This window comes from Herbaspirillum sp. NPDC087042, assembly GCF_044745245.1.
In the GTDB taxonomy this organism is placed as follows: domain Bacteria; phylum Pseudomonadota; class Gammaproteobacteria; order Burkholderiales; family Burkholderiaceae_D; genus Herbaspirillum.
In genome coordinates, this window is sequence record NZ_JBIUZW010000005.1 from 120,706 (window position 1) to 140,753 (window position 20,048).

Annotated in this window: 15 protein-coding genes; 9 read left to right on the forward strand and 6 right to left on the reverse strand. The window is 63.9% G+C overall.

What is annotated here, in order from left to right; all coding sequences use genetic code 11:
* Positions 1–108 precede the first annotated feature (108 nt).
* The 3 genes from ACIPHN_RS09175 (at position 109) to ACIPHN_RS09185 (ending at position 2,560) form a co-directional block, all read left to right on the forward strand.
* Positions 109–393, forward strand: coding sequence for a GIY-YIG nuclease family protein (locus ACIPHN_RS09175; protein ID WP_400435437.1), 285 nt, complete (start codon positions 109–111; stop codon positions 391–393).
* Entirely contained in the window at positions 393–1,679 is a 1,287-nt protein-coding gene (locus tag ACIPHN_RS09180; protein ID WP_400435439.1) for a dihydroorotase, read from the forward strand. Before ACIPHN_RS09175 ends, ACIPHN_RS09180 begins: the two co-directional genes overlap by 1 nt.
* Before the next feature lie 80 nt (positions 1,680–1,759).
* Entirely contained in the window at positions 1,760–2,560 is an 801-nt protein-coding gene (locus tag ACIPHN_RS09185) for a lysophospholipid acyltransferase family protein (protein WP_400435441.1), read from the forward strand.
* On the opposite strand, the gene ACIPHN_RS09190 is transcribed toward ACIPHN_RS09185, so the two are convergent.
* Genes ACIPHN_RS09190 through ACIPHN_RS09205 form a run of 4 tightly spaced genes read right to left on the reverse strand, consistent with a single transcriptional unit; the run spans position 2,490 to position 6,093 of the window.
* The gene (locus ACIPHN_RS09190; RefSeq protein WP_400435444.1) at positions 2,490–3,323 is read right to left on the reverse strand and encodes a symmetrical bis(5'-nucleosyl)-tetraphosphatase; all 834 of its coding nucleotides are present in this window, start codon (positions 3,321–3,323) and stop codon (positions 2,490–2,492) included. The genes ACIPHN_RS09185 and ACIPHN_RS09190 overlap by 71 nt on opposite strands.
* 10 nt (positions 3,324–3,333) lie before the next feature.
* Entirely contained in the window at positions 3,334–4,209 is an 876-nt protein-coding gene (rfbA, locus tag ACIPHN_RS09195) for a glucose-1-phosphate thymidylyltransferase RfbA (RefSeq protein WP_400435447.1), read from the reverse strand.
* Positions 4,210–4,211: 2 nt separating this feature from the next.
* On the reverse strand, positions 4,212–5,270 hold the full coding sequence (rfbB, locus tag ACIPHN_RS09200) for a dTDP-glucose 4,6-dehydratase (protein WP_400435450.1): 1,059 nt from the start codon (positions 5,268–5,270) through the stop codon (positions 4,212–4,214).
* A gap of 55 nt (positions 5,271–5,325) precedes the next feature.
* Entirely contained in the window at positions 5,326–6,093 is a 768-nt protein-coding gene (locus ACIPHN_RS09205) for a glycosyltransferase family 2 protein (RefSeq protein WP_400435453.1), read from the reverse strand.
* A 599-nt stretch (positions 6,094–6,692) separates the two neighbouring features.
* Here ACIPHN_RS09205 and ACIPHN_RS09210 point away from each other — a divergent pair.
* From ACIPHN_RS09210 to ACIPHN_RS09235, 6 genes are all read left to right on the forward strand, one after another.
* The gene (locus ACIPHN_RS09210; RefSeq protein WP_400435699.1) at positions 6,693–7,688 is read left to right on the forward strand and encodes a glycosyltransferase; all 996 of its coding nucleotides are present in this window, start codon (positions 6,693–6,695) and stop codon (positions 7,686–7,688) included.
* Between the two features lie 22 nt (positions 7,689–7,710).
* On the forward strand, positions 7,711–9,087 hold the full coding sequence (locus tag ACIPHN_RS09215; RefSeq protein ID WP_400435456.1) for a phosphomannomutase/phosphoglucomutase: 1,377 nt from the start codon (positions 7,711–7,713) through the stop codon (positions 9,085–9,087).
* Between the two features lie 57 nt (positions 9,088–9,144).
* Positions 9,145–10,122, forward strand: coding sequence for a lipopolysaccharide heptosyltransferase I (gene waaC / locus ACIPHN_RS09220; RefSeq protein WP_400435459.1), 978 nt, complete (start codon positions 9,145–9,147; stop codon positions 10,120–10,122).
* Positions 10,123–10,281: 159 nt separating this feature from the next.
* Positions 10,282–11,151 (forward strand): Kdo hydroxylase family protein, encoded by an 870-nt coding sequence (locus ACIPHN_RS09225; RefSeq protein ID WP_400435462.1) that lies wholly within the window; start codon positions 10,282–10,284, stop codon positions 11,149–11,151.
* Between the two features lies 1 nt (position 11,152).
* Positions 11,153–12,433 carry a lipid IV(A) 3-deoxy-D-manno-octulosonic acid transferase gene (gene waaA / locus ACIPHN_RS09230; RefSeq protein WP_400435465.1) on the forward strand — a complete coding sequence of 427 codons (1,281 nt, stop codon included), beginning with the start codon at positions 11,153–11,155 and terminating at the stop codon, positions 12,431–12,433.
* Between the two features lie 81 nt (positions 12,434–12,514).
* Positions 12,515–15,355 carry a DUF3857 domain-containing protein gene (locus ACIPHN_RS09235; protein ID WP_400435468.1) on the forward strand — a complete coding sequence of 947 codons (2,841 nt, stop codon included), beginning with the start codon at positions 12,515–12,517 and terminating at the stop codon, positions 15,353–15,355.
* A gap of 93 nt (positions 15,356–15,448) precedes the next feature.
* Here ACIPHN_RS09235 and ACIPHN_RS09240 read toward each other — a convergent pair whose 3' ends face one another.
* Positions 15,449–16,897 (reverse strand): efflux transporter outer membrane subunit, encoded by a 1,449-nt coding sequence (locus ACIPHN_RS09240; protein ID WP_400435471.1) that lies wholly within the window; start codon positions 16,895–16,897, stop codon positions 15,449–15,451.
* On the reverse strand, positions 16,890–20,045 hold the full coding sequence (locus ACIPHN_RS09245) for an efflux RND transporter permease subunit (protein WP_400435474.1): 3,156 nt from the start codon (positions 20,043–20,045) through the stop codon (positions 16,890–16,892). The genes ACIPHN_RS09240 and ACIPHN_RS09245 overlap by 8 nt, the downstream gene beginning before the upstream one ends.
* Between the last annotated feature and the right edge of the window lie 3 nt (positions 20,046–20,048).

Below are 20,048 nucleotides of genomic sequence, written 5' to 3' on the forward strand. Positions count from 1 at the left end.
TCAATGTTTGAGCGTCCCCGCTCCACCTAAGCCCGTTCGGGCTGAGTAGGACCGCAGGGCCGTATCGAAGCCAGCGCACGGTGTGCGTGACCAGTGGCTGAGGTGAACATGGCGTTTTATGTTTATCTTTTACGCTGTTCGGATGGAAGCTACTACGTAGGCCATACGGACAATATCGAGACGCGGATGGCGCAGCATCAATCTGCTGCAATGACGTGCTACACGTCGACTCGTTTGCCGGTCGAGCTGTTGAAGTCGGAGAGCTTTGGAACAAGAGAAGAAGCACTGGCAGCTGAGCAGCAACTGAAGGGCTGGACGCGCAGGAAGAAAGAAGCCTGGCTTGCAGGAAATTTTGAAGAATTAAGACGACTCGCTAAAAAGACATTCAACTGATGAAACTGCATATCAAGAACGGCCGCCTGATCGACCCGGCCAACGGCATCGACGCCCAGCAGGATCTGTACGTGGCCGCCGGCAAGATCGTCGGTGTCGGCCAGGCACCGGCTGACTTCGTGGCCAACAAGACCATCGACGCCACCGGACTGGTGGTGGCCCCCGGCCTGGTGGACCTGTCGGCGCGCCTGCGCGAGCCCGGCTATGAATACAAGGCCACGCTGGAGTCCGAGATGCAGGCTGCCATCCAGGGTGGCGTGACCAGCCTGGTATGTCCGCCCGATACCGATCCGGTGCTGGACGAGCCGGGCCTGGTGGAAATGCTGAAGCACCGTGCCAAGTCGCTCAACCAGGCGCACGTCTACCCGCTGGGCGCGCTCACCGCCGGCCTGAAGGGCAAGGCCCTGACCGAAATGGCCGAGCTGACCGACGCCGGCTGTATCGGCTTTTCGCAGGCCGAAGAGCCGATCACCGATACCACCGTGCTGCTGTCGGCGCTGCAATACGCCAAGACCTTCAACTACACCGTCTGGCTGCGCCCGCAGGATCCGCACCTGGGCCGCACCGGCATCGCCCACAGCGGCCCGGCAGCCTCGCGCCTGGGTCTGTCGGGCGTGCCGGTGATGTCGGAGACGATTGCGCTCTACACCCTGTTCGAACTGATGCGCGCCACCGGCGCACGCGTACACCTGTGCCGCATGTCCTCGGCGGCCGGACTCGAACTGGTGCGCCAGGCCAAGAGCGAAGGCCTGCCGGTGACCTGCGACGTGGGCGTGCACCACATCCACCTGTGCGACCTGGATATCGGCTACTTCGATTCCAACGCCCGCCTGACCCCGCCGCTGCGTTCGCAGCGTGACCGCGAAGCGATCCGCGCGGCGCTGCTCGATGGCACCATCGACGCCGTCTGTTCCGACCACACCCCGGTCGATGACGACGAGAAGCTGCTGCCCTTCGGCGAAGCCTCACCTGGCGCGACCGGCCTGGAACTGCTGCTGTCGCTGTCCTTGAAGTGGGCACTGGAAACCGAAGGCGAGGGCAAGGAAGTGCTCTCCAAGGCAGTCTCCAAGATCACCCACCGTGCCGCCAAGGTGGCGGGCCTGAAGGCCGGCAACCTGGCCGTGGGCAGCGTGGCCGACCTGTGCCTGTTCGATCCCAATGCCATGTGGAAGGTGCAGGGCACGGCGCTGGCCAGCCAGGGCAAGCACACGCCTTTCCTGGGTTATGAGCTGCCGGGCGTGGTCAAGGCCACCATCGTGTCGGGACACATCGCCTTCGAACGTTGATTTCCGCTGACGCGGTTTTTGACTTTTCGTAATTTTTGGTCAATCAGTTTTCAGCCCATCGCCAGCGAGCCGGCCACGTCATGTTCGTTTTCCGTCTGTTGCGCCTGATTGCGCATTTGTTCAAGGGCATGGCGGTCTGTGCCTTCCTGTTCCCGTTCACCTCGGAGAAGGGCCGGGAGGCCCATATCCGGCGCTGGTCGCGCAAGTTGCTGCGTATCTGCGGCATTCAGGTGAAGGTCGACAGTCCCCTGCCGATCCCGCGTTCGCTGCTGGTGTCCAACCATGTCAGCTGGCTGGATATCTTCGTGGTCAACACCTTGCAGCCTTGCCGTTTCGTGGCCAAGTCGGAGATCCGGCACTGGCCGCTGATCGGCTGGCTGTGCGCCAAGACCGGCACCATCTTCATCTCGCGCGGCAAGGCCAGCGACGTGCGTCGCATCTTCAAGGGACTGGTGGAAAGCATCGAGAAGGGCGAGCACGTCGCCTTCTTCCCTGAAGGCACGACGGCCGCGCAAGGCACGCTGCTGCCTTTCCACGCCAACCTGTTCGAAGCCGCCATCGACGCCCGCGCGCCGGTGCAGCCCTATGCGCTGCGCTACGTGGATGGGGAGGGGAAACTGCATGGCGCGGCCGATTTCATCGGCGACATGTCCATTGCCGAGAGCATCATGACGATCCTCAAGGCACGCGGCATGACCGCCGAGCTGACGCAGCTACCGCTGATCAGCACCGATGGCGCGCATCGACGCGACCTGGCACGCAAGGCCAGGGAAGTCATTGCAGGGGGGCTGGGGTATACGGCCGAGCAGCTCAGCCAGGCCGGCGTGCCTGCGGACACTGCACCTGGAACAGCGCCCGATCCGATAAGCGCACCGCACTGAGCTTGCCGCCCCAGACACAGCCGGTGTCCAGGGCGATGAGGTTATCGCGCATCATCAATCCCAGCGTGGACCAGTGACCGAAGACCACGGTCACGTCCGTGCTGCGGCGACCTGGTACCTCGAACCAGGGCATCAATCCTTCCGGCGCCGCATCGGCGCCTTCCTTGACTGAAAAATCCATGGTGCCATCGGCCTGGCAGAAGCGCAGGCGCGTGAAGGCGTTGATGACGCAGCGCAGGCGATCATAGCCGGCCAGGTCATCGTGCCAGCGATCGGGCTGGTTGCCATACATGTGGCGCAGGAAGGCTATCCACTGGTCGCTCTGCAGCATGGCCTCGACTTCGCCCGCCAGCGCCAGCGCCTGCTGTACATCCCACTGAGGTAATACCCCCGCATGCACGATCAGGTGGCCCTGCTCGAAGATGGCCAGGGGGCGGTGCCGCAGCCAGTGGATCAGCGCCTCGCGATCGGGGGCGTTGAGGATCTCGTCGAGCGTGTCGTCGCGGTGTGCGGGACGGATGCCGCAGGCCACTGCCAGCAGGTGCAGGTCGTGGTTGCCCAGCACGGTGCGCGCCCGCTCGCCCATGGCCATGACGCTGCGCAGGGTTTGCAGGGATTGGGGGCCGCGGTTGATGAGGTCGCCGGCGAAGATCAGTGCATGGCCGTCATCGGCCGGCAGGCTTTGCCGAAGGCGTTGCAGGGGCGAATCGCATCCTTGCAGGTCGCCGATGACGTAACAGTCCTGGCTGGCAGATGAGGTCATGGTGAAGGGCTCACTTGATCAGGCGCAGCAGGTAGCGGCCATAGTCGGTCTTGGCCAGGGGCGCGGCGAGCTTCTGGATATGTTCCGGATCGATCCAGCGATTCATGAACGCAATCTCCTCCGGACAACAGACCATCAGGCCCTGGCGCTGCTGCACCGAGGCCACGAAGTTGGCCGCATCCAGCATGCTGCTGTGGGTGCCGGTATCGAGCCAGGCGTAGCCACGGCCGAGGATCTCGACGTCCAGCAGCTGGTGTTCGAGATAGAACTTGTTGACGTCGGTGATTTCCAGTTCGCCACGCGCCGAAGGGCGGATGGACGCGGCGACATCACACACCTGCTTGTCGTAGAAGTACAGCCCGGTCACGGCATAGTTGCTCTTGGGCTCAAGCGGCTTTTCCTCGATGCTCAGGGCGCGCTGCTGGTCGTCGAACTCCACCACGCCATAGCGTTGCGGGTCATGCACATGATAGGCGAAGACGCTGGCACGCTCGCTGCGGTCGCGTGCGCTCTTGAGCAGCTGGGTCAGCTCATTGCCAAAGAAGATGTTGTCACCCAGGATCAGGGTGCAGGGGTCACCGTTGATGAAGTCCTTGCCGATCAGGAAGGCCTGGGCCAGTCCGTCCGGTGAGGGTTGCACGGCGTACTGCAGGTTCATGCCCCATTGGCTGCCGTCGCCCAGCAGGTCCTCGAAGCGCGGCGTGTCCTGGGGCGTGGAGATGATCAGCACGTCGCGGATGCCGGCCAGCATCAGGGTGCTGAGCGGGTAGTAGATCATGGGCTTGTCGTACACCGGCATGAGCTGCTTGGAGACCGACTTGGTCATGGGATAGAGGCGCGTGCCGCTGCCACCGGCAAGAATGATGCCTTTTCGTACTCGTGTCATGTTCAGTCTCCGTAGTGTTGGCCGATCCAGTCGCGGTAGGCGCCACTGGTGACATTATCGACCCATGCCTGGTGTTGGAGGTACCAGCGCACCGTCTTGGCGATGCCGGTCTCGAACGTCTCGGCGGGGCGCCAGCCCAGTTCGCGTTCCAGCTTGCTGGCGTCGATGGCATAGCGGCGGTCATGGCCGGGACGGTCCGCCACGAAGGTGATCTGCTGCGCATAGGACTGGCCGTCCGCGCGCGGTTGCAGTTCGTCCAGCGCGGTGCACAGCGTGCGGACCACATCAAGGTTGGCCTTCTCGTTCCAGCCGCCCACGTTGTAGGTCTGGCCGACGGTGCCGGCTTCCAGCACGCGGCGGATCGCGCTGCAGTGATCACTCACATAAAGCCAGTCGCGGATCTGCTGGCCATCGCCGTAGATGGGCAGGGGCTTGCCCGTAAGCGCATTGTGGATGCACAACGGGATGAGCTTCTCGGGGAAATGGTAAGGGCCGTAGTTGTTGGAACAGTTCGTTGTCAGCGTCGGCAGGCCATAGGTGTGGTGGTAGGCACGCACCAGATGGTCGCTGGCAGCCTTGCTGGCCGAATAGGGGCTGTTGGGCTCGTAGGGATGGGTCTCGCTGAAGGCCGGCGCATCCTTTTCCAGCGAGCCGTAGACCTCATCGGTGGAGACATGCAGGAAGCGGAACGCAGCGGCAGCCTCCGCATTCATGCCCTTCCAGTATTTGCGGACCGCTTCCAGCAAGCGCAGGCTGCCCACCACATTGGTTTGCACGAAGGCTTCCGGGCCATGGATGCTGCGGTCCACGTGGGATTCGGCGGCGAAGTGGATGACCGCACGCGGCTGGTGCTGGGCCAGCAGCTTGTCCAGCAGGTCGGCATTGGCGATATCGCCATGCACGAAGGTATGCCGGGAATCGTCCTTGAGCGAGGCCAGGTTGGCCGGATTGCCGGCATAGGTGAGCAGGTCCAGGTTGACGACGGGCTCGTCGCCAGTGGCGAGCCAGTCCAGTACGAAATTGCTGCCGATGAAGCCGGCGCCGCCGGTGACTAGGATCATGGTGTTCTTGTATGGATGAAAAGGAATGGGGGAGAGGCAGATCTCTGCCGCCGGCTCAATGGCTGACCAGTTCGAGCAGCTTGAGTGGATACTTGGAGAGGATCTTCAGCATGTTGGTGCGCAATCCATTTTCGCGACAGGCGCGCAGGACTTCGCGGTTGAGCCGGATCTTGGACTTGAGGCCATCGGTGCTGGCGCCGCCGGTCTGCATGCGCACATACACCTTGGGCAGATGGCGATAGCGCAGGTTGGCGCCATGGAAGGCGCGCACGATGAATTCGAAGTCGCCGGCGATACGGTAACTGGTCTTGAACTGTCCGACGCGTTCGATGACGTTGCGTCGCAGGAACAGCGCCGGGTGGGCTGGTTGCCAGCCCCAGGCCAGTCGATCCGGATGGAAGCGGTTGGAACGATAGCGTCGCACGGTACGCGCAGGTTCGCCGGCGTGAAAAAAGGCCACGTCGCCCAGCAAGGCCTCAAGGCGATGCTCCTGCATCTGCTGTGCGACATCGGCCAGCGCGCCGTTCCAGGCGTAGTGGTCATCGGCATTGAGGAAGCAGATGATATCCCCGCTGGCCAGTGCCAGGCCCTTGTTCATCGCGTCGTAGATACCGTGGTCGCGTTCGCTGACGACCTTGGCCAGGTGAGGACGGAATTGCTCGATGATCTCCAGCGTACCATCGGTTGAGGCGCCATCAATGACGATGTGTTCGATGTGGGGCCAGCTTTGGTCGGCCACCGATTGCAGGGCGGCACCGAGGGTGGCCGCACTGTTGTAGCAGACGGTGATGACGGAAATCCTGAGGGGGGTAGGCTCGCTCATGTATCAATAGGGCATCAGTAGCGGATGAATTTGCGTGCAAGGTCTTCAGGCGGCAAAGACCTGCACATGGTCACAATGATTGGATATGTCGCGCAGAGCGGTCAGTGCCTAAGCCGCGCCCTGAGTTCTTGAGGCTCAGATGCCTGCGTCCGGATGCGGTAGCGGATTAAGACACTGACGTCGAGCCGTCGATCTCTCTATCTCGGTATTGGTGGTCATTGAGATCGTTTTCCGCGCCAATAGCCGCGCATTGTAAACCATCCACCTGAGGCCTTATTAAATCCCGTAAAATGAGAAATAGAGAATTTTAGAAATTTATCTCGATACTGATGTCGAACAGGACGTTGGGTGTTTGAGCATGCGACAATGCCGGCACCAGACTCTGCTGCACGAGAATCGGTGGGTGATATCGTTGCATGTTCGAGGTTTTCTGGCGCATTTATACCCAAAAAGGGCGGAAGCCCGTCCCGTAGGCAACTCAATACATGTCTTCTTTTTTAATTAGTTTTGTCATTTCAGCCGTTTTCACTTTGTTGGTCATTCGACATGCCCACGTCCATGAAGCGGGTCTGGATGTAGACCTGGATGGGGTGCAAAAGGTGCATGTCCATGCGGTTCCCCGTATCGGCGGTCTCTGCATTTTTGCCACCGTCGCCATCAATTGCTGTATTTCCTCCTTTCGTACCCGGGATCTGGCCATCCAGATCGGCATGTTGCTGCTATGTTCGTCGGTAGCCTTCGCTGGCGGCCTGGTCGAGGATTTCACCCGCAAGGTCAGTCCGACCCGCCGTCTGGGCCTGACTTTCGTGGCGGCCCTGATGGGCTTCGTGCTCATGGACGCGCGCATCAGCCATATCGATCTGGGCTTCATGACCTGGCAGATCACCTCGGTCTGGATCGCGTTGCCATTGACCATGCTCGCCGTGGCCGGGGTGGCGCACGCGGTCAACATCATCGATGGCTTCAACGGCCTGGCCGGCGTGGTGACGATCTGCATGCTGATGTCGCTGGGTTATGTGGCCTTCCAGGTCAATGACACCTTCGTCTTGGTGTCGGCGCTCATCGTGGCCGGTGCCATTGCCGGCTTCTTCATCTGGAACTTCCCGGCCGGGATGATCTTCCTAGGGGATGGCGGGGCCTATTTCCTAGGCTTCGTCCTGGGCGAGCTTTCCATCCTGCTGGTCATGCGCAATCCGGCAGTGTCGTCCTGGTATGCCTTGCTGCTGCTGATCTACCCGGTATTTGAAACACTGTTCTCGGCCTATCGTCGCGTATTCGTGCGCGGCATGCCTGCCGGCATGCCCGACGGCATCCATCTGCACAGCCTCATCTTCCGTCGTCTGGTGCGCTGGGCCGTAGGTCGCGAGGATGCGCGCTCGCTGATCCGGGGCAATTCCATGACATCGCCCTACCTGTGGCTGCTGTCGTCGCTGGCCGTGGTGCCGGCGACCTTGTTCTGGCGCAATACCTGGTTGCTGATGGCTTGTGCATTTGCCTTTATCGTGGCCTATCTTTGGTTATATTCTCGTATCGTCCGCTTCAGGTCTCCGCGCTGGATGATGTTGAGAAGAAAAAAAAGATGCGTCCCTCATTGATCGTCACCTTCTATTGCCTCTCATGAACGCACTCGCTCATTCCATCTTCAAGGCCTACGACATCCGCGGCATCATCGGCAAGACCCTGGACGGCCAGGTCGCCTACCAGATCGGCCAGGCCTTCGGCGCTGCCGCACTTGCCAAGGGGCAAACCACGGTCGTGATCGGTCGCGACGGCCGTCTGTCCGGCCCCGAGCTGGCGGCGCAGCTGGCCCGTGGCCTGCAGGCCGTCGGCGTGGATGTGATCGACCTGGGCATGGTCGCCACGCCCATGGTGTATTTCGGCACCCATGTGCTTGCTACCCAGTCGGGCATCATGGTCACCGGCAGCCACAATCCGCCGGACTACAACGGTTTCAAGATGGTGCTGGCCGGCGAGGCCATCCATGGCGAGACCATCCAGGCGCTGTACCACGCCATCGTCAAGGGCGACTTCCCGCAGGGCGCCGGTGGCTACAGCACCCATGACATCAAGGATGCCTATCTCCAGCGCATGATCTCGGACGTCAAGCTGGCCCGTCCGATGAAGATCGCCGTGGATTGCGGCAATGGTGTGGCAGGCGCCTTTGCGGCCGAGCTCTACCGCGCGCTGGGTTGCGAGGTGACCGAGCTGTTCTGTGAGGTCGATGGCAACTTCCCCAACCACCATCCCGATCCGGCCCACCCGGAAAATCTGCAGGACCTGATCCACTGCCTGCAGGAAACCGACAACGAGCTCGGCCTGGCCTTCGACGGCGATGGCGACCGCCTGGGCCTGGTGACCAAGGATGGCCAGATCATCTATCCGGACCGCCAGCTGATGCTCTTTGCCGAGGACGTGCTCACGCGCAATCCGGGCAAGCAGATCCTCTACGACGTCAAATGCACGCGCCATCTGGCGCCCTGGATCAGCGCGCGCGGCGGTCAGCCGCTGATGTGGAAGACCGGGCATTCGCTGGTCAAGGCCAAGCTGCGCGAGACCGGCGCCCCGCTGGGCGGTGAAATGAGCGGTCATATCTTCTTCAAGGACCGCTGGTTCGGCTTCGACGATGGCCTCTATGCCGGCGTGCGCATGCTGGAACTGATGGCGCGCCAGGACGACCCGTCGGCCGTGCTCAACGCGCTGCCGCAGTCGGTCAGCACCCCGGAACTGCAATTGCAGCTGCAGGAAGGCGAGAACGTGGCACTGATCGGCAAGCTGCAAAGCGACGCCCGCTTCGAGGGCGCCCGGGACATCATCACCATCGATGGCCTGCGGGTCGAATACGCCGACGGCTTCGGCCTGGCACGTTCCTCCAATACCACGCCGGTGGTGGTGCTGCGCTTCGAAGCCGAGACGCCGGAGGCCCTGGCGCGCATCCAGGCCGAGTTCCGCAAGGTGATCCTGGCCGCCCGTCCCGACGTGACTCTGCCGTTCTGAGGCGCCGATGAGGTAAGATGCTGGCCCACAGTTACGTTCAGCCAGAGTGGGCCAGCCTTGAAAATCCTTATTGTCCGCGTCTCGTCGCTAGGCGACGTCGTCCACAACATGCCGATGGTCGCGGACATCCATCGCCATTTCCCCGGCGCCCAGATCGACTGGGTGGTGGAAGAAGCCTATACCAGCCTGGTCCGCCTGAACCCGCTGGTGCGCAATATCATCCCCATTGCCCTGCGCCGCTGGCGCAAGTCCCTGTTCTCGGCGACCACCCGTGCCGAGATCGGCGCTTTCCGGCGGCAACTGCGCGCCGAGCGCTATGACGTCGTCTTCGATACCCAGGGCCTGCTCAAGACCAGCGTGGTCATGCGCATGGCGCGCCTGGCCGGCGACGGGCGCCGTATTGGCCTTGCCAATGCCACCGAAGGCTCGGGTTACGAGCCGGTCTCGCGCATCTTCCATCACCAGAGCATTCCGGTAGACCGCCACACCCACGCGGTGACGCGCGCACGCCTGGTGGCCGCTTGCGCGCTGGGCTATCAGCTGGAAGGCCCGCCCGACTTCGCCATGCAGGCGCCGCCGCAGCAACGCTGGCCGTGGATGCCCCAGCAGCCTTATGTGGTCTTCTTCCATGGCACCGCGCGCGCCGCCAAGCAATGGCCGCAGGCTCAGTGGATCAAGCTGGGGCAGGCCCTGGCCGCGCGCGGCTTGCCGGTATTGCTGCCCTGGGGCAGCAGCCGGGAGCAGCAGGCCGCCCAGGTGCTGGCCGCCGGCATTCCAGGCGCCACCGTGCTGCCGGCCCTGCCGCTGATGCAGGCGGTCGCGCTGGTGCAGCAGGCGCGTCTGGTGATCGGGCTCGATACCGGGCTGACCCATATCGCGGCCGCCTATGGCCAGCCGACCGTCGAGTTGTATTGCGATTCGCCGCGCTGGAAAACCGAAGGCAACTGGTCGCCCCGCATCATCAACCTGGGTGACCTGGGCAGCCCGCCGACCGAAGACCAGGTCTTGAAGGCCGCGCTGGATTTGCTGGAATGACAAGGCAGACGCCCGCCAGCGGCATGCGTTGAAGCAGATCAAACGAGGCGCGCAAACTCACCGGAAGCTGCTGGCAGGTGCTTGTGGCGGGCGTTCTGGCTGGCCTTTACACGTTCCGGCAGATACACGACCCCTGCGCTTGCGGGCATAATACGCGCCATGGAATCGCAAATCATCGAGATCGGCCTGACCGAATGGCAGGTCGACAATCCCAACCAGGACTGGATTGCCGCGCTGGAAGCCGGCAAGGTACTGTATTTCCCGCAGCTGGCCTTCCAGTTGCTGGAGTCCGAGCGCAAGCTGCTCGACCCGGCCGTGCGCGACCCCAAGGTCCGCAATATCAGCCTGGATGCCCGTGGGCACATCAAGGGCGCCGCCGGCGGTGCCGAACAGCAGCTGGCACTGGCCGCCATGGTCGGTCGCTTCCGCGAGCAGGCGCTGTCGCTGGTGCATACGCTCCTGCCCAAGTACCGTGATGCGCTGCGCGTGGCACCCACCAGCTACCGTCCGATGCAGGTCGAGACACGTGCGCAGTCCTGGCGCGCCGATGACCGTCGCATGCATGTGGATGCCTTCCCGTCCCGTCCCAACTATGGCGAGCGCATCCTGCGCGTGTTCACCAACGTCAATCCGGATGGCGTGCCGCGTGTCTGGCGCGTGGGCGAGCCCTTCGAAACCGTGGCGCGGCGCTTCCTGCCGCGCGCCAAGCCCTACGTGCGCTGGCAGGCCAGCGTGCTCAAGGCGCTGCACGTGACCAAGACCTTCCGCAGCGAATACGACCATCTGATGCTGCAATTGCATGACGGCATGAAGGGCGACATGCAATACCAGCAGGACGCCCAGCAGGTCACCATGCCTTTCGCTGCCGGCTCGGTCTGGATCTGCTTCTCCGACCAGGCATCGCACGCCGTCATGTCGGGGCAGTACATGATGGAGCAGACCCTGCACCTGGCACCGGAGCGCCAGTACGATCAGCAATCCAGCCCCTTGGCCATCCTCACGCGCCTGGCCGGCCATCCGCTGGTCTGAGATGCGGTGGTTGTATAGCGCATTGTGGTGGGTCGGCATGCCGCTGGTGCTGTTGCGCCTGTGGCGTCGTGGCCGCCAGGAGCCCGGTTACCGCGCCCATGTGGCCGAACGGCTGGGATTCTATCCGCGCCTGCCCGAACCGCAGGCTCCTTTGCTATGGGTCCACGCGGTGTCGGTGGGCGAGACGCGTGCGGCTGAGCCGCTCATTGATGCCCTCCTGCAGGCCTATCCCGGTCACCGGGTACTGCTGACCTGCATGACTGCCACCGGTCGTGAAACCGGCGCGCAGGTCTTTGCGCGGCATGGCGGGCGCGTGCTGCAGAGCTTCCTGCCTTATGACACCGGCTGGATGTGCGCGCGTTTCCTGCGCCATTTCCGTCCGGCGGTGTGCATCCTGATGGAAACCGAGGTCTGGCCCAATCTCATCGAGCAATGCCGTCGCCACAAGGTGCCGGTGATGCTGGCCAATGCGCGCCTGTCGGCGCGGTCATTGCGTCGCGGCCAGCGCTTTGGCGCATTGCTGCGGCCCGCGGCCGAGGCCATCAATGTCGTCGGTGCGCAGTCCGAGGCCGACGCGCAGCGCCTGTCGGCCTTCGGGGCCAGGCAGGTGGCTGTCACGGGCAGCCTCAAGTTCGACGTCCAGCCGCCGGCCGAGGTCGTCGAGCGCGGCCGGGCGTGGAAGCGCGCCATCGGAGCGCGCAAGGTCCTGCTCTGTGCCAGCACCCGCGAGGGCGAGGAGCCGCTGATCCTGGATGCGCTGGCCAAGCTGGGCCAGACCGACTGGTTGACCATCATCGTGCCGCGTCATCCGCAACGCTTCGATGAGGTGGCGCAGATGATCGCTGCGCGCGGCTTGCGCCTGCGCCGCCGTTCCGAACTGGAGCAGGATTTCCGCGTGGAGGAGGTGGATGTCGTACTGGGTGATTCGATGGGTGAGATGTTTGCCTACTATGCCGTGTGCGACGTCGCCTTCATCGGTGGCAGCCTCCTGCCCCTGGGCGGACAGAACCTGATCGAAGCCTTTGCGCTGGGCAAGCCGGTGCTGATCGGGCCGCATACCTTCAATTTCCAGGTCATCACCGAAGATGCCCTGCGCGATGGTGCGGCCATGCGGGTGGACGATGCCGTCACGCTGCTGCGCCAATGGTCGTCCCTGATCGCCGATGCCGACGCCACGGCCCGGATGGCGCAAGCCGCCACCCGCTTTGCACGCCAGCACCAGGGCGCGACCGGACGCACGCTGGCGCTGCTGCTGCCCTTGGTACAAGACAGCCGGCACTGATCGCAGCGTACAATCCATGTCCTTACACCTATAAACAGCGCCTGCGGGACGCGGGCGCAGTCTCTATCCAGGGGGATGTCAATGCGCTTAACGTCGGCAAGAACGGTACTGGCTGTCGTACTGAGCTGTTTCTCCATCGCGGTACTGGCCCAGTCGCAAGACGACAAGGCCGCCGCGCCCGAGATCCCGGTACGGGAAATCCAGGTCGCAGCGGAGTCCTTTACGCGCGGCGATCCGGTGCCAGCCTGGGTGGAACGCGCCGACATCCCCACCACCAGCCGCACCGATCCAGCTGTCTTGCGCCTGTGGGATAGCCAGTTCCGCGCCGGCAGCACACCTTCCTATTTCGTCAGCCGCGCCATCCAGGTCAACGACAGCAACCTGCTGGCGGCCGTCGGCCAGGTGAGCCTGGAGTTCGTGCCGCAGTACCAGAAGCTGCATCTGCATAGCCTGCGCGTGTTGCGCGGTCGCGAGGTACTGGACCAGACCGCTCGGGTACAGGTGCGCTTCCTGCAGCGCGAACTGGGCCTGGAGAATGGCGTCTACAGCGGCACCGTCGCCGCAGTCCTGCTGGTGGCCGATCTGCGTGTGGGCGACACGGTCCAGTATGCCTATTCCATCGATGGCGCCAATCCGGTGTTCGGCAGCACTTATGCGCAGGATGCCGGCTGGGACTGGAACATGCCGGTGGAACTGCGCCGCGTGATCCTGAACCATCCGCTTGCGGAACCCGTGCAGTGGAAGATGGTGGGCGACGTCAACGGCCCCGAGATCCGTCCCGAGATCAGCGAAGCCGCCGGCTGGCGCAAGCTGCGCTTCACGCAACGCGGCTACAAGCCGGAAGATGTCGACCGCTGGGTCCCCAAGGATTTCATGCCCTATCGCGGCCTGCAGTTCTCCACCTGGGATAACTGGAACAACGTGGCGCGCTGGGCCAATGACCTGTTCCCGCCGGCCGCGGTGCCTGGCGAACTGCAGGCACGCGTAGCGCAGTGGAAGAGCTTGCCCACCGCCGAGCAGCGGGCCGTGGCGGCGCTGCAGTGGGTGCAGGACGAGATCCGCTATTTCTCGGTCTCCATCGGCGAAAGCTCGCACCGTCCTCATCCCCCTGCCGACGTCGTACGCGACCGCTACGGCGATTGCAAGGACAAGACCTATCTGCTGGTCACGCTGTTGCGCGCCATGGACCTGGAGGCCACACCGGTGCTGACCTCGCTGTCCGGTCCCCGGATCGTGCCGCGCTACCTGCCCAGTCCGAGCGTCTTCGACCACATCCTGGTGCGCTTGCGCCTGGACGGCGTCGACTACTATCTTGACCCCACCATGAAGGGCCAGTCCGCCAGCCTCGCCAGGAGCGGAACCGGCATCGAGGGGGCGGCCATCCTGCCGGTGGCGCCGGAGACGCGCCAGCTGGACCGCATGCACTGGCCCGATGAACTGGCGCGCAATACGATGACGCTGGAAGAGGTACTGGAAGTCCCCGCCTTCGACAGCGATGCCACGCTCAGCGCCAACTGGACCTGGATGGGCGTGGATGCCGAGATCATGCGCGTGAACACGCGCAGCATTTCCGAAGAGCGACTGCGCAAGTTCGCCCTGTCCAGCTACGAGCGCCGCTACCCCGGCATCGACCTGGCCGGCAAGCCGGTGCTGGAGGATGATCCGGTCGCCAACCGCGTGACGATGACGGTGCGCTTCAAGTTGCCCAAGCCGGCCAAGGAGTATCCGGAGGGCTGGCTGGTCAAGTACGGCGCCAGCAACATGAACGGCGTGTATGACCTGCCCCAGAACATCAAGCGCAGCTTCCCCGCCGTGGTCACGCGCGCACCGTATCGCATGCGCTACAAGATGCGCATCGTCTGGCCCGCCAACGTGGCGGTGATGCGTGATCCTGTCATCCGCCATGTCAGGAATGCCTTCTTCGAGTATGGGATCAATCGCAGCTTCCGTGGCAACGTCCTGCAGACCGAGATGACGCTCGATACCCTGAAGGAATCGGTCACGCCGTCCGAACTGGAGATGCTGGCGGCCAGCCTGCAGCAGCTCAACGGCGTGACCCCGCAAGGGGAGCTTGTCGAGCGCGAGGCCATCAAGCGCAGCGGCTTCCTGGGGCTGGATCTGGGCGCACCATCGCTGTCGCAGACCCTGCGCCGCCGTCTGCAGCAGGAGCTGGAAGCCTATGACCGTGCCATCGCCGGTGGCCGTCTCAAGGGCAGCGACATGGTCGAGGCCTTGTGCCGGCGCGCCGAAGTGCGCGCCGAAGTGCGCGCCGAAATGGACCAGGCGCCACTGGGCCTGGCCGATGCCGAACAGGCCGTGCGCCTGGCGCCGGCCGTGCCGCGTGCCTGGGAATGCCGGGGGCATGTGTTGCGTGATTCTCGCGAATTCGCGCGCAGTATCCCCGATTACACCCGCGCGCTGGCGCTGGGCGGCGAGGAAGCGTCGTTGCTGCAGTCGCGTGGCATCTCGCGCTTCTTCCTGGGCAAGTATGACGAGGCCCTGGCCGATTTCGGCCAGTCGGTCGCGGCCGGCCAGACCGATTCCGAGGTGCGCCACTATCCGATGTTGTGGCAGGGACTGACGGCGCGGCGCCTGGGGCAACCCGTCAGCGCCGAGTTGCTGGCAGCGGCCAAGGGCGTGGGCATCAACAGCAACTGGCCCAGCCCCTTGCTCGGCCTGGTGGCCGGTACCTTGAACGAGGACGACGTCCTGCAGGCGGCACGGCGCAAGAAGGGCGACGACCAGGACATGGCGCTCACGGAGGCCTGGTTCTTCGTCGGCCAGGCGCGACTGGCCAAGGCCGATGCCAAGGGCGCGCAAGACGCCTTCGAGCAGGCGCGCAAGCTGGGTGTGACCGTCTATCTGGAGTACCAGGCCGCCGGCTGGGAGCTGGAACGCATGGGCAAGCCGGCCGCCCGCTAATGCCGAGGCGCGAAAAAAAAGAGCAGGCCAGCTGGCCTGCTCTTTTTCATTGTGCCCTCCCTTGCGGGATGGGGAGGGCGACTACCTGGCCTGTTATTTGGCCGCCACGCTCACCGAGTTCTCGTTGAGCCCGCCACCCAATGCCTTGTACAGATCGATGGCATTGTTTAGACGCAGTTGTCGCGCCTGGATCAGCGCCTGCTGCGCCGAGAACAGGTCACGCTGGGCATCGAGCTGGTCCAGCGAGGAGGCGATACCGTTCTTGAAGCGCAGGTCGGTCAGCTTCAGACGTTCCTGCTGGGCCAGCAGGAAGGCTTCCTGGGCCTTGACCTGGTCGTCCAGGCTGCCGCGTGCCACCAAGGCATCGGCGACTTCGCGGAAGGCGGTCTGGATGGTCTTCTCGTAGGTCACCACGGCCTTGTTCTTGCGGACTTCAGCCAGGTCCAGGTTGGCGCTGTTGCGGCCGAAATCGAAGATCGGCAGCGACAGCGAGGGGCCGAAGCTCCAGGCACCCGAACCGGATTCGAACAGCCCACCCAGCGTGCTGCTGGCGCTGCCGAAGCTGCCGGTCAGCGAGATGCGCGGGAAGAATGCCGCACGCGCCGCGCCGATGTTGGCGTTGGCCGCCAGCAGGCTCTGCTCGGCCGAGCGGATGTCCGGACGGTTGGTCAGCAGTTCCGAGGGCAGGCCGGCCGGGATGTCGGTGACGATCTTTTCATCCGACAGCAATTGCGCCGCCGGCAGGTCACCGACCCGCTTGCCCACCAGCAGCGTCAGGGCGTTCTCCGCCTGGGCGCGTTGGCGTTCCAGCTGGGCCTTGGCCACGCGGGCCGACTCCACCAGGGTTTGCGTCAGGCGGAAGTCCAGCGCCGTGCTGGCGCCCACATCCAGGCGCTTCTGCGCCAGCTGCAGGTTGGACTCACGCGACTTGAGCGTGTCGTCGGCCAGTTGCAACTGCTCGGCATAGGAACGCTCGGACAGGTAGGCCTGGGCGACCTGGGCCACCAGGCTGATCTGGGCCGACTTCTGCGCCTCTTCGGTGGACAGATAGGAAGCCAGTGCAGCGTCCTTGAGGTTGCGCACACGACCGAAGAAGTCCAGTTCGTAGGCCGGTACCGCCAGGCCCACCTGGTAGCTGTTGCTGATGTAGGGCTGGCCGGTCAGCGACTGGCTGGCCGCGGTGCGGCTACGCGCGGCGCTGCCGGTGGCGTTCAGGCTGGGCAGCAGGTCGGCACGGGCGATCTGGTACTGCGCACGGGCTTCCTCGATGTTCAGGACAGCGGTACGCAGGTCACGGTTGTTTTCCAGGGCGGCTGCAATCAGTTGCTGCAGGCGCTGGTCCGGGAAGAACTGGCGCCAGCCCAGATTGACCGCCTGCAGCTCCGCACGGCCGGCGGTATCGGCCGGGTAGGCCGTTTCCACCGGCGCCTGCGGGCGCTCATAGGTGGGGGCCAGCGAGCAGCCCCCCAGTACGCCGGCCACGGCCAGCGCTGCGCACAGTTGCAGCAGGCGGGGTGTGCGCGGCATCGACAGATTAGCCATTGTTATTCTCCACATTGATCTTGGGCGAGTGCTCGGCGTCAAACTTGCGCTGACGCTCGCTGCCCTTGAAAATCTTGCGCACGACCACGAAGAAGATCGGCACCAGGAACACCGCCAACACGGTGGCCGTGATCATGCCGCCCATCACGCCGGTACCGATGGCACGCTGGCTGGCCGAACCGGCGCCAGAGGCAATGGCCAGCGGCAGCACGCCGAGGATGAAGGCCAGCGAGGTCATGATGATCGGGCGGAAACGCAGGTGCACCGCTTCCAGCGTGGCCTCGATCAGGCCCTTGCCTTGTGCCTGCAGATCCTTGGCGAACTCGATGATCAGAATCGCGTTCTTGGCCGACAGACCCACCACCGCAATCATGCCCACCTTGAAGTACACGTCGTTGGGCATGGAGCGCAGCGTCACGCCCAGCAGCGCGCCGAGGATACCCAGGGGCACCACCAGCATCACCGCCAGCGGGATCGAGGTGCTTTCATACAGGGCCGCCAGCACCAGGAACACGGCGATCAGCGACAGAGCGTACAGGGCCGGGGCCTGGTTACCGGAGGTCTTTTCTTCCAGCGACTGGCCGGTCCATTCGAAGCCGAAGCCAGGCGGCAGCTTGGCCACGAAAGATTCCATCTCGGCCATGGCTTCACCGGTACTGCGGCCAGGTGCGGCGCCGCCGGCGATCTTCATGGCCGGATAGCCGTTGTAGCGGATCAGCTGCACCGGACCATTGATCCACTTGGCCGTCACGAAGGACGAGAAGGGAACCATGTTGCCGTCGCCGTTGCGAGCGTACAGGCCGGTCAGGTCTTCCGGTTGCAGGCGACGGTTGGCGTCGGCCTGCACGATCACGCGCTGCTGGCGGCCCTGGTTGGGGAAGTCGTTCACGTAGGACGAACCCAGCGCCGTGGAGAGCACGCTATTGATCGTCGAGAACGGCACGCCCAGCGCATTGGCCTTGTCGCGGTCGATATCCAGTTGCAGCTGCGGCGCATCTTCCAGGCCTTCCGGACGCACACCGGCCAGCACCTTGCTTTGCGAAGCCATGCCCAGGATCTGGTTACGGGCCTGCACCAGCGCGGCGTGACCCATGCCGGCACGGTCCTGCAGACGGAAGGTGAAGCCGGTCGCGTTACCCAGTTCCGGGATCGGCGGCGGGTTCAGCGGGAACACGATCGCGTCCTTGATGCGCATGAAGGTGCCGAAGGCCTTGCCAGCGATGGCGTCGGCCGACTGCGACTTGTCGCGTTGCGACCAGTCCTTCAGCGGCGTGAACACCAGGGCGGCATTCTGGCCGTTACCCGAGAACGAGAAGCCCAGCACGGCAATGGCGTGTTCCACGGCCGGGTCCTTCATGTAGTAGTCCTCGATCTGCTTGACCACCTCGGTCGTGCGCGCGGTACTTGCGCCCGGCGGCAGCTGCACGTTGGTAATGATGTAGCCCTGGTCTTCGTTGGGCAGGAAGGACGCCGGCAGGCGTGCGTACAGCAGCGCCACGCAACCCACGATGAGCACATAGACGATCATGTAGCGACCGGCCTTGCCCAGCATGCGGGCGATCAGGCCCTGGTAGCCGCTGGCCGTGGTGTTGAACTTGCGGTTGAACCAGCCGAAGAAGCCCTTCTTCTCATGGTGGTGACCCTTCTCGACAGGCTTGAGGATGGTCGCGCACAGTGCCGGGGTCAGCGTGAAGGCCATCAGCACCGAGAACACCATGGAGGCCACCATCGACAGCGAGAACTGGCGATAGATCGCGCCCACGGCGCCACCGAAGAAGGCCATCGGGATGAACACCGCGATCAGCACCAGGGTGATACCGATCAGCGCGCCGCTGATCTGGCCCATGGCCTTGCGGGTCGCCTCAGGCGGCGACAGGCCTTCCTCGCTCATGATGCGTTCGACGTTTTCCACCACCACGATCGCATCGTCCACCAGGATACCGATGGCCAGCACCATGCCGAACATGGTCAGCACGTTGATCGAGAAGCCGAACACCAGCAGCGTGGCGAAGGTACCCAGCAGGGCCACCGGCACCACCACCGTGGGGATGATGGTGTAGCGGATGTTCTGCAGGAACAGGAACATCACCAGGAACACCAGCACGATGGCTTCGATCAGGGTCTTGACCACTTCCTCGATCGAGATCTTGACGAACTTGGAGGTGTCGTAGGGGATGGTGTACTTCACGCCGGCCGGGAAGTACTTGGCCAGTTCTTCCATCTTCTTGTGCACGGCGGTGGCGGTACCCAGCGCGTTGGCGGTGGGCGAGAGCTGCACGCCGATGAAGGAGGAAGGCTTGCCATCCAGGCGACCGGAGGTGTCATAGCTCTGGCCGCCGACTTCGATGCGGGCCACGTCGCGCATGCGCACGCTGGAGCCATTGGCATTGGCGCGCAGGATGATGTCACCGAACTGCTCGGCCGTGGTCAGTTGGCCGTTGACCACCACGGTCGCGGCGATCTGCTGCGAACCGGGGCTGGGCAGGGCACCCAGCGTACCGCCAGCGACCAGCGCGTTCTGCGCGGTGATGGCGGCGGTCACGTCGGCCGGGCTCAGGTTCAGGCCGATCAGCTTGTTCGGATCGATCCAGATGCGCATGGCGCGTTCGGTACCGAACAGCTGTGCCTGGCCCACGCCGGGGACGCGCTTGATTTCGTTCAAGACGTTACGCGACAGATAGTCACCCAGCGCCACCGGATCGAGCTTGCCATCGGTGGAGGACAGACCGATGAAGAGCAGGAAGTTGGAGCGCGACTTGGTCACCTGCACGCCCTGTTGCGTGACGGCTGCCGGCAGGCGGGCCTCCACGCGCTTGAGGCGGTTCTGCACATCTACCGCGGCCAGGTCGGCATTGGTTTCAGGCGAGAAGGTGACGGTGATCTGCACCTGGCCGTTGGCCTGGCTTTGCGATTCCATGTACTGCAGGCCATCGGCGCCGTTCATTTCCTGTTCGATCAGGCTGGTCACCGAATCGTCCAGGGTCTGCGCGGTCGCACCCGGGTAGGTTGCCGTGACCACGATGGTCGGCGGCGCGATGCTGGGGTACTGGGCCACCGGCAAGCCGGTAATGGCCAGCGCACCGGCCAGCATGATGAAGATCGCTAGCACCCACGCAAATACGGGGCGATCAATAAAGAACTTTCCCATCTG